Consider the following 8,815-nt stretch of genomic DNA (forward strand, 5'->3'; position numbering starts at 1 on the left):
CTCCGGCCGGTGTTTATGCAAGAGAGGGTGGACGCGCGAGCCGCGTCTTCCCCGGTGAGATGATAAAATGGCGGTGATGATCAACAAGGTCGGCGTGATCGGCTCGGGCCAGATGGGCAACGGCATCGCGCATGTGGCGGCGCTGGCCGGGCTGAACGTGGTGCTGAACGATATCTCTGAGGATCGCCTGAAGTCCGCCATGGCGACCATCAACGGCAATCTGTCGCGCCAGGTGGTCAAGAAGATCATCACGGAGGATGCCCGCAAGCAGGCTTTGGACCGGATCGTTACCGCCGAAACCATGGACGGTCTCGCCGACTGCGACCTGGTGATCGAAAGCGCGGTCGAGAAGGAAGAGGTCAAGCGCAAGATCTTCCACGATCTGTGCGCGGTGCTGAAGCCGGAGGCCATCGTCGCCTCCAACACGTCTTCGATTTCGATCACGCGGCTAGCCGCCTCCACCGACCGCCCCGAGAAGTTCATCGGCATCCACTTCATGAATCCGGTGCCGCTGATGGAGCTGGTCGAGCTGATCCGCGGCATCGCCACCGACGATGCGACCTTCGACGCGTCAAAGGAATTCGTCGCCAAGCTCGGCAAGCAAATCGCGGTTTCCGAGGATTTTCCGGCCTTCATCGTCAACCGCATCCTGCTGCCGATGATCAACGAGGCGATCTATACGCTGTATGAGGGGGTCGGGAACGTCGAGGCGATCGATGCCGCGATGAAGCTCGGCGCCCACCATCCGATGGGGCCGCTGGAACTGGCCGACTTCATCGGGCTGGATACCTGCCTGTCGATCATGCAGGTGCTGCACGAGGGTCTCGCCGATTCCAAGTACCGGCCGTGCCCGCTGCTGGTGAAATATGTCGAGGCCGGCTGGCTCGGCCGCAAGACCCAGCGCGGCTTTTACGACTATCGCGGTGACAAGCCGGTTCCGACCCGTTGAAGCTCGTCATTGCCGGGAAAAAGCGCGAAGCGCATCTTCGCGCCGGTTCCCTGCCGGCTGCCACCAAGGATACGCATCATTAACCAGCGCTGGGTAGGGTGCCCCCGTTGGGAGTATTGCGTATGGATATGATGGCAATGGTGAGCAGCATGCTCGCAATGAAGGCGGCGGGCACCCAAGGGCAGATAGCCGCGTCGTTCATCAAGCAGAACGCCGATGCGGAGAAGTCCGCTGTCATGACCCTGTTGGGCGCGGGCCAGAACTCCGCCAATCTCGGCGCCGGCGTCGGCGGCAATCTCGACGTTTCAGCCTAAAATCCGGCCGTTACCGGTTTCATCGCAGCCTTGATCAGCTTGACGGCGTCGTCGCTGGCCCATTCCGCGGGTCCGGCGATGGTGGCGATCTCGCAGCCCTGGCGGTCGACCAGCACCGAGGTGGGCATCCCCAGCGCCCGCCCCACGGCTTTAAGATCCTGAAAAACCTTGGCTTTTGGGTCGCTGAAATAGCCGAGCCGGGTCAGATTGGCGTCTTTCAGAAAATTCTTCGGCTTTTCCGGATCACGGGTGTCGATATTGATCGCCACCACCTCGAATTCCGCCCCCCCGAGCTTGGCCTGCAGTTCGTCGAGCGCCGGCATCTCCTTGCGGCAGGGCACGCACCAGGTGGCCCACAGGTTCACCAGAACCATCCGCCCGCGCCAGTCCGATAGCTTTTTGGGTTGCCCGCCGGCGTCGTCGAAGGCGAGGTCCGGCAGCCGCAATGGCGCCGTGGCCATGGTCAGCGCGGCCACCTCGCCATGCGCCAGGGGGGCGATCTTGCGCGCCAGCTCTACCGCGGGCCGGCAGGCGGCATCGCCGGTTGGCCGGTTCAGCGCTCCGGTCCCGTAGAGGACGGCCGATCCGATCGCCACCCCGATCAGCGCCGCGCCGATCGCAAGCGGAATCCGGCGCGTGGCGTCCCGGGGCCGCGCAGCGTCCGGGGGAGGCGAGGGCAATTCGGGCATATCGTTTGTCATCCTGTATCAGATACGGCTATGCAGAGCCGGGATTGCGGCCGGTTCGCATCGGGTGCGGCATTCCCCGCGGTCGTGACGATCAACGGCAGGCATGAGTAATAGGTCATGAGCAACAAGTCATGAGCAACAAGATGTGGGGCGGCCGGTTCGGTGAGGGCCCCGATGCGATCATGGAGGAAATCAACGTCTCCATTGACGTCGATCGTCACCTGTATGCCCAGGACATCGCCGCGTCCAAGGCCCACGCCGCGATGCTGTCCGCGCAAGGCATCATCACCGCGAGTGATGCGAAAAATATCGCCAGGGGTCTAGACACGATTTTGTCAGAAATCGACAAGGGATCGTTCGATTTCAAGCGCGCGCTCGAGGACATTCACATGAATGTCGAGAGCCGGCTCGGCGAGCTGATCGGGCCTGCTTCCGGGCGACTGCACACCGCGCGTTCGCGCAACGACCAGGTCGCGACCGATTTCAGGCTTTATGTCCGCGACACCATCGACGAGATCGATGCGTCGCTGGCGGCGTTCCAGCACGCGCTGGTGACGCGGGCGCTGGAACATGCCGGCACTGTGATGCCCGGTTTCACCCATCTGCAGACCGCCCAGCCGGTGACGTTCGGGCATCATTTGCTGGCCTATGTCGAGATGGCGGCGCGCGACCGCGGCCGCTTTGCCGATGCGCGCAAGCGGCTCAATGAATCGCCGCTGGGGGCAGCAGCCCTGGCCGGCACCTCGTTCCCGATCGATCGCAATGCCACCGCCAAAGCGCTCGGCTTCGACCGGCCGATGGCCAATTCGCTGGATGCGGTATCGGACCGCGATTTTGTGCTGGAAACCCTGTCGGCGGCGGCGATCGCCTCGGTGCATCTGTCGCGCTTCGCCGAGGAAATCGTGATCTGGACCTCGCCGCTGGTCGGCCTGGTGCGGCTCTCCGACAAGTTCACCTCCGGCTCCTCGATCATGCCGCAGAAGCGTAACCCGGACGCCGCTGAGCTCGTGCGCGCCAAGACCGGCCGGGTGATCGGTGCGCTCACCGGTTTGCTGATCGTGATGAAGGGACTTCCGCTGGCCTATCAAAAGGACATGCAGGAGGACAAGCAGGGCGCGATGGAGGCGTTCGGCGCGCTGTCGCTGGCGGTCCGGGCGATGACCGGCATGGTTCTGGACATCGTACCGGACGAGGCCAAAATGAAATCCGCTGCCGGCGAAGGCTACGCCACCGCCACCGATCTCGCCGACTGGCTGGTGCGGACGCTGAAAATGCCGTTCCGCGACGCCCATCATGTCACCGGGCGAATCGTCGGCGCGGCGTCGGACCAGGGCGTGCCGCTGCACGAACTCCCGTTGAAGGACATGCAGGCGATCGAACCGAAGATTACCAGGGAGGCGCTCAGCGTGCTTTCGGTGGAAGCGTCGGTGAAAAGCCGCATCAGCTATGGCGGAACCGCCCCGAAAAACGTGGCAGCGCAGGCCAAAGCGTGGCTGAAGCGGCTGGAAAAGCAGCGAAAGTTGGGCTGAGCCTGCAAATTTGGCTGCAATTTCATGGTCGTCCAGCTCTCGCCAGAACCGGGCAATCTTTGTATGGTGCCGCCGCATTGGGGATTTTGTCGTGAATCGTAAGTTGAGCCCGACATCTTCGGGATGGGCGATCATCGTTTTGGGCGTAGCCGCGCTGGCGCTCGGGGGCTGCGGCCGCAAGGGCGGGCTCGATCTGCCGCCGAACGCCTCGTCGCAGGCGTCATCGGCGGCGGCGGCGCCGACCGATGTTGATATCGAAGCCGAACGGGCCGCGCGAGGCACGTTCAATCCGTCCTCCGGAACCACCGATCCGTCGGCCACCGCGCCGCGAGGCCGCAAGAAAGCCTTCGTCCTCGATCCGCTTCTCGACTGAGTCCGCCATGAATCACTTCGACTATCGCAACGGCGTGCTTCACGCCGAGGCGGTTAATCTTATCGAGCTGGCGGAAGCGGTCGGCACGCCGTTCTATTGCTATTCGACGGCCACCCTGGAGCGCCATTACCGGGTGTTCAGCGAGGCCTTCGCCGGCGAGAAGGCGCTGGTGTGCTACGCCATGAAGGCGAACTCCAATCAGTCGGTGCTGCGCACATTGGCAAAACTCGGCGCCGGCGCCGACGTGGTGTCCGGCGGTGAATTGAAGCGGGCGCTGGCCGCCGGCATTCCGCCGCACAAGATCCTGTTCTCGGGCGTCGGCAAGACCGAAGCCGAACTGCGCGCGGCGCTGGCGCAGGACATTCTCTGCATTAACGTCGAATCCGAGCCGGAGCTCGAACTGCTGTCGCGGCTGGCCAGCGAGACCGGCCGGACCGCGCGGATCTCGGTGCGGGTCAATCCCGACGTCGATTCCGGCTCGCACGCCAAGATCTCGACCGGCAAGTCCGAGAACAAGTTCGGCATTCCGCTGGCCCGCGCCCGCGCGGTCTATGCCCGCGCGGCCAAGCTGCCGGGCATCGAGGTCACCGGCGTCGACATGCATATCGGCAGCCAGGTCACGGATCTGGGCCCGCTGGAAACTGCGTTCCGGCTGCTGGCCGAATTCGTGCAGGTGCTGCGCGCCGACGGCCACACCATTTCGCATGTCGATTTCGGCGGCGGGCTCGGCATTCCCTATCACATGGACCGCGAAGCGCCGCCGCTGCCGTCGGCCTATGCCGCGATGGTCAAGCGGGTGACGCATAATCTCGGCTGCACGCTGATGTTCGAGCCGGGACGGATGATCGTCGGAAATGCCGGCATCCTGGTCGCGCGCGTGATCTATGTGAAGCATGGCGACGCCAAGAATTTTGTCATTCTCGACGCCGCGATGAACGATCTGATCCGCCCCACGCTGTACGAGGCGCATCACGATATCCTGCCGGTCCGTGAGGCCACGGCCGGCGCGCCCACTATCCTGGCCGACGTGGTCGGGCCGGTCTGCGAAAGCGGCGATTATCTCGCGCTCGACCGCAGGCTGCCCGAACCGAAGCCTGGCGATCTCGTGGCGATCATGACCGCCGGCGCCTATGGCGCGGTGCAGTCCGGCTTCTACAATACAAGGGCGCTGGTGCCGGAAGTGCTGGTCAAGGACGATCAATACGCGGTGGTGCGGCCGCGCGTCGAGGTCGATGAGCTGATCGCGATGGACAAGACTGCGCCCTGGTTGTGATTCTTTCTTCCTTCTCCCCTTGTGGGAGAAGGCGGCGCGAAGCGCCGGATGAGGGGTCTCTATCTGCAGGCAAACTGCCTGTTGAGCCAACCCCTCACCCGGCCGCGATGCTTCGCATCGCGGCCACCCTCTCCCACAAGGGGAGAGGGGAAGCCGGCTCGCTGCGTCCGGGAACGGCTTTCACTTGGCCGCGTGGCTGCCCTTGCCTCCTACGATGACGCCCGCCGCCTGCTCGATCGGCTTGATCGCCGAAGTAAAATCCGACTCCGGGCCCATTTCGCGGATCACCACTTCCCAGAGCCGTCCGACCGCTTCGGCGACTTCCATCGACAGCCCCAGCGCCTTCATCTCTTCCAGGCAGAGCCGCACGTCCTTCACCATAAGCCCCGTGGCAAAACCGAAATCGAAGGTGCGCGGCAGGATCGCGCGCGGAAACTTGTCGCGGCTCGCGGTGTTCAGTCCCGAGCCGGCATTGATGACGTCGATCATCACGGCGGGATCTAGCCCGGACTTGACGCCCATCACCACCGCCTCCGAGGTCGCGACCACCGCGGTCGCCGACAACAGATTGTTGGCGAGCTTCATGGTCTGCGCCGAGCCCGGCTTTTCGCCGATGAAGAACACCTTGCCGATGACGCCGAGCGCGGCCTTCACGATTTCAAAGTCGGGTTTCGGGCCCGACACCATCACCGCGAGCGTCCCCTTCTCGGCGCCGCCGACGCCGCCGCTGACGGGGCTGTCGAGCTGCACGATATTCTTCTTCGCCAGGAGGTCGTGAATCTTCACCGCCATATGCGATCCGACGGTGGACAGATCGATGAAGCGTTTTACCAGTTTGCCTTCGATCACGCCGCCGGCGCCGGTCGCGACCTCGAGCGAGGCCTGCAGCGACGGCAGGCTCGCCAGCACGGTCTCGGCGCGGTCGGCGACGTCTTTCGGCGATGACGCGGCCCTGGCGCCGAGCGCCACCAGTCGGTCGACCGCCTCCTTGCGCTGGTCGAACACGGTAAGCTGATGCCCGGCCTCGATCAGGCGGCGCGCCATGGGATAGCCCATCTTACCCAGGCCGATGAATCCGATTTCCATGTGATGTGTCCCTAGAAATTCAAAACGTCATTGCGAGGAGCGCAGCGACGAAGCAATCCATCTTTCTTTGTGCGGCAAGCTGGATTGCTTCGCTGCGCTCGCAATGACGGGTGAACGCTTGGCTGATCGCTAGCCCAACAAACCTCAGCCCTTGTCGATTTCGGCGAACACTTCGCGCGCAATCCGAAAGCTGTCGACGCCCGCGGGCACGCCGGCATAGATCGCCACCTGCATGAAGATTTCGCGGATCTCGTCCTTGGTCACGCCGTTGACCAGCGCGCCCTTGATGTGGACCTTCAATTCGTGCGGCCGGTTCAGGATCGAGATCATCGCCAGATTGAGCATGCTGCGGGTCTTGCGCGGCAGTTCCTCGCGGCCCCACACCGCCCCCCAGCAATATTCGGTGACCAGTTCCTGGAACGGCTTGTTGAAACCGTCGGCGTTCTTCAGGGCGTTGGCGACATAGGCCTCGCCCAGCACCGCCTTGCGAATTTCCAGTCCCTTGTCGTGCGTTTTCTGGTCCATGACGTTTCCTTGAGGGTTACCTTGTTGGTTCGCGGCGGACGTTACGGGGTCAGGGAGGTGCAGTCACGCCTTCGTGTTATGCGTATTTCCGGGTGTGGGTTACCCCGGGAACAGGTGCCTCACTGCCGCCGTTGTGCTAGGATTCTGTTCGGGCCAACCCGGAGAGTTGATTGAGCGGCGCCATTCCCGACCCGTCAGAACCTGCGCGCGACCCTGATGCCGCCGCCAGGCTGCAGCTCGGTCAGGCCTTGCAACGGGCGAAATACGCGATCGCGTGGGAGCAGACTTGGCCGCATCTGGCGCGGTTGCTGAGCCTGATCGGATTGTTTCTGGTGGTATCGTGGGCCGGATTGTGGCTGACGCTGCCGTTTATCGCGCGCGCCATCGGTATCGGCCTGTTCGTGCTGGCGGCGCTTTGGGCGCTTTGGCCGCTGGTAAAATTCCGCTGGCCGAGCCGCGAAGCAGCCCTCAGCCGGCTCGACCGCGGCACCGGCATCCGCCATCGTCCGGCCACCGCGCTGACCGATACGCTGGCGACCCAGGATCCGGTGGCGCTGGCGTTGTGGCAGGCGCAGCGCGAGCGCACCCTGGCTTCGCTCAAGCGCATCCGCGCCGGCCTGCCGTCGCCGCGGCTGGCGATCCATGATCCCCGGGCGCTGCGCGCGCTGGTCGCGGTGTTGCTGGTGGCGACCTATGTCGCCGCGGGCGACGAGCGCGGCATGCGGATCGGCGCGGCGTTCGACTGGAACGGCGTGCTGGCGCCGGCCAATATCAGGGTCGATGCCTGGGTGACGCCGCCTCTGTACACCGGCAAGCCCCCGATTATTCTATCGGCCGCGAACAAGGACGCCGCGGCGCCTGCCGCGGGACTGTCTGGACCCTCGGGCCCCTTGCCGGTTCCCGCGGGCTCGACGCTGATCGTGCGCTCGAGCGGCGGCACGCTCGATGTCGTGGTCGGCGGCGCGGTGACCGAGGCCGTCGCGGTCGAGCAGGCGCCCAAGGGCACCAACGAGAAACAATTCACCATCGCCGGCGACGGCACTGCGCAGGTCCGCTCGCCCTCCGGGCAGCCGCAATGGAAGTTCAGCGCCACCGCCGATCGCGCGCCGACCATTGCGCTCGCCAAGGATCCGGAACGCCAGGCCCGCGGCTCGCTGCAGATGTCCTACAAGATCGAGGACGATTACGGCGTCACCGAAGCGCAGGCGCGTTTCGCGGCCCGCCCCGGCGACCCGGCCAAGGACTCTGCAAAGGGCGGCGCGGCGCCGCGGCCGCTGTTCGACGCGCCGCAGTTTGCGCTGGCGCTGCCGAACGCCCGCACCCGCAACGGGGTCGGGCAGACCGTCAAGGACCTCTCCGAAGACCCCTATGCCGGCGCCGACGTCACCCTGACCCTGACGGCGAAGGACGAGGCCGGCAATGAGGGCATCAGCGAGCCGTTCAACATGCGGCTTCCGGAGCGGCTGTTCACCAAGCCGCTGGCGCGGGCGCTGATCGAGCAGCGCCGCATTCTGGCGCTCGACGCCAATCAGATCGGGCAGGTCTATGCCGCGCTCGACGCGCTGATGATCGCGCCGCATCTGTTCACGCCCGAAGCCGGCCAGTATCTCGGTCTCTACAGCGTGTCGCGGCAGCTGGAGGCTTCCCGCACCGATCCGGCGCTGCGCGAGGTCGTCGCCGCGCTGTGGGCGCTCGCGGTCACCATCGAGGACGGCAATATCACCGACGTCGACAAGGCGCTGCGGGCCGCCCAGGAGGCGCTCAAGCAGGCGCTGGAGCGCGGTGCCAGCGACGAGGAGATCAGGAAGCTCACCGAAAATTTGCGCGCGGCGCTGGACAATTTCATGCGCCAGCTCGCCGAACAGCAACGCAACAATCCGCAGCAGCTGGCGCGGCCGCTCGATCCCAACACCAGGATGCTGAGCCAGCAGGATCTCAAGAACATGATCGACCGCATGGAGCGCCTGTCGCGCTCCGGCGACAAGGATGCGGCCAAGGCGCTGCTCGAGCAATTGCAGCAGATGCTGGAAAACCTGCAGATGGCGCAGCCCGGCCAGTCCGGCGACGGCGACATGCA

At 64.8% G+C, this 8,815-nt stretch carries 9 protein-coding genes; 6 read left to right on the plus strand and 3 right to left on the minus strand.

What is annotated here, in order from left to right; all coding sequences use genetic code 11:
- The first annotated feature begins 67 nt into the window (after positions 1 to 67).
- A complete protein-coding gene (locus Q7T45_RS21890; RefSeq protein ID WP_304873522.1) occupies positions 68 to 949 on the plus strand; it encodes a 3-hydroxybutyryl-CoA dehydrogenase in 882 nt (293 codons plus the stop codon).
- 122 nt (positions 950 to 1,071) lie between these two features.
- Positions 1,072 to 1,263, plus strand: coding sequence for a hypothetical protein (locus tag Q7T45_RS21895; protein ID WP_304873524.1), 192 nt, complete (start codon positions 1,072 to 1,074; stop codon positions 1,261 to 1,263).
- Here the strand turns inward: Q7T45_RS21895 and Q7T45_RS21900 are convergent.
- Positions 1,260 to 1,964 (minus strand): TlpA disulfide reductase family protein, encoded by a 705-nt coding sequence (locus Q7T45_RS21900; protein ID WP_304873526.1) that lies wholly within the window; start codon positions 1,962 to 1,964, stop codon positions 1,260 to 1,262. The genes Q7T45_RS21895 and Q7T45_RS21900 overlap by 4 nt on opposite strands.
- A 119-nt stretch (positions 1,965 to 2,083) precedes the next feature.
- Here Q7T45_RS21900 and argH point away from each other — a divergent pair, with 119 nt between their 5' ends.
- From argH to lysA, 3 genes are all read left to right on the plus strand, one after another.
- The gene (gene argH / locus Q7T45_RS21905; RefSeq protein ID WP_304873527.1) at positions 2,084 to 3,481 is read left to right on the plus strand and encodes an argininosuccinate lyase; all 1,398 of its coding nucleotides are present in this window, start codon (positions 2,084 to 2,086) and stop codon (positions 3,479 to 3,481) included.
- Between the two features lie 91 nt (positions 3,482 to 3,572).
- Positions 3,573 to 3,854: a lipoprotein gene (locus tag Q7T45_RS21910; protein WP_304873528.1), complete on the plus strand. Its 282-nt coding sequence runs from the start codon at positions 3,573 to 3,575 to the stop codon at positions 3,852 to 3,854.
- 7 nt (positions 3,855 to 3,861) lie between these two features.
- Positions 3,862 to 5,127 (plus strand): diaminopimelate decarboxylase, encoded by a 1,266-nt coding sequence (gene lysA, locus Q7T45_RS21915; RefSeq protein WP_304873529.1) that lies wholly within the window; start codon positions 3,862 to 3,864, stop codon positions 5,125 to 5,127.
- A 180-nt stretch (positions 5,128 to 5,307) separates the two neighbouring features.
- On the opposite strand, the gene Q7T45_RS21920 is transcribed toward lysA, so the two are convergent.
- Positions 5,308 to 6,213, minus strand: a complete 906-nt coding sequence (locus Q7T45_RS21920) for an NAD(P)-dependent oxidoreductase (RefSeq protein WP_304873531.1) — start codon at positions 6,211 to 6,213, stop codon at positions 5,308 to 5,310.
- 144 nt (positions 6,214 to 6,357) lie between these two features.
- Complete coding sequence (locus Q7T45_RS21925) at positions 6,358 to 6,738, minus strand: carboxymuconolactone decarboxylase family protein (RefSeq protein ID WP_304873532.1); 381 nt, start codon at positions 6,736 to 6,738, stop codon at positions 6,358 to 6,360.
- Between the two features lie 170 nt (positions 6,739 to 6,908).
- Here Q7T45_RS21925 and Q7T45_RS21930 point away from each other — a divergent pair.
- A partial coding sequence (locus Q7T45_RS21930) for a TIGR02302 family protein (RefSeq protein WP_304873534.1) occupies positions 6,909 to 8,815 on the plus strand: 1,907 nt, incomplete at its 3' end.

Source organism: Bradyrhizobium sp., from assembly GCF_030646015.1.
In the GTDB taxonomy this organism is placed as follows: Bacteria; Pseudomonadota; Alphaproteobacteria; order Rhizobiales; family Xanthobacteraceae; genus Bradyrhizobium.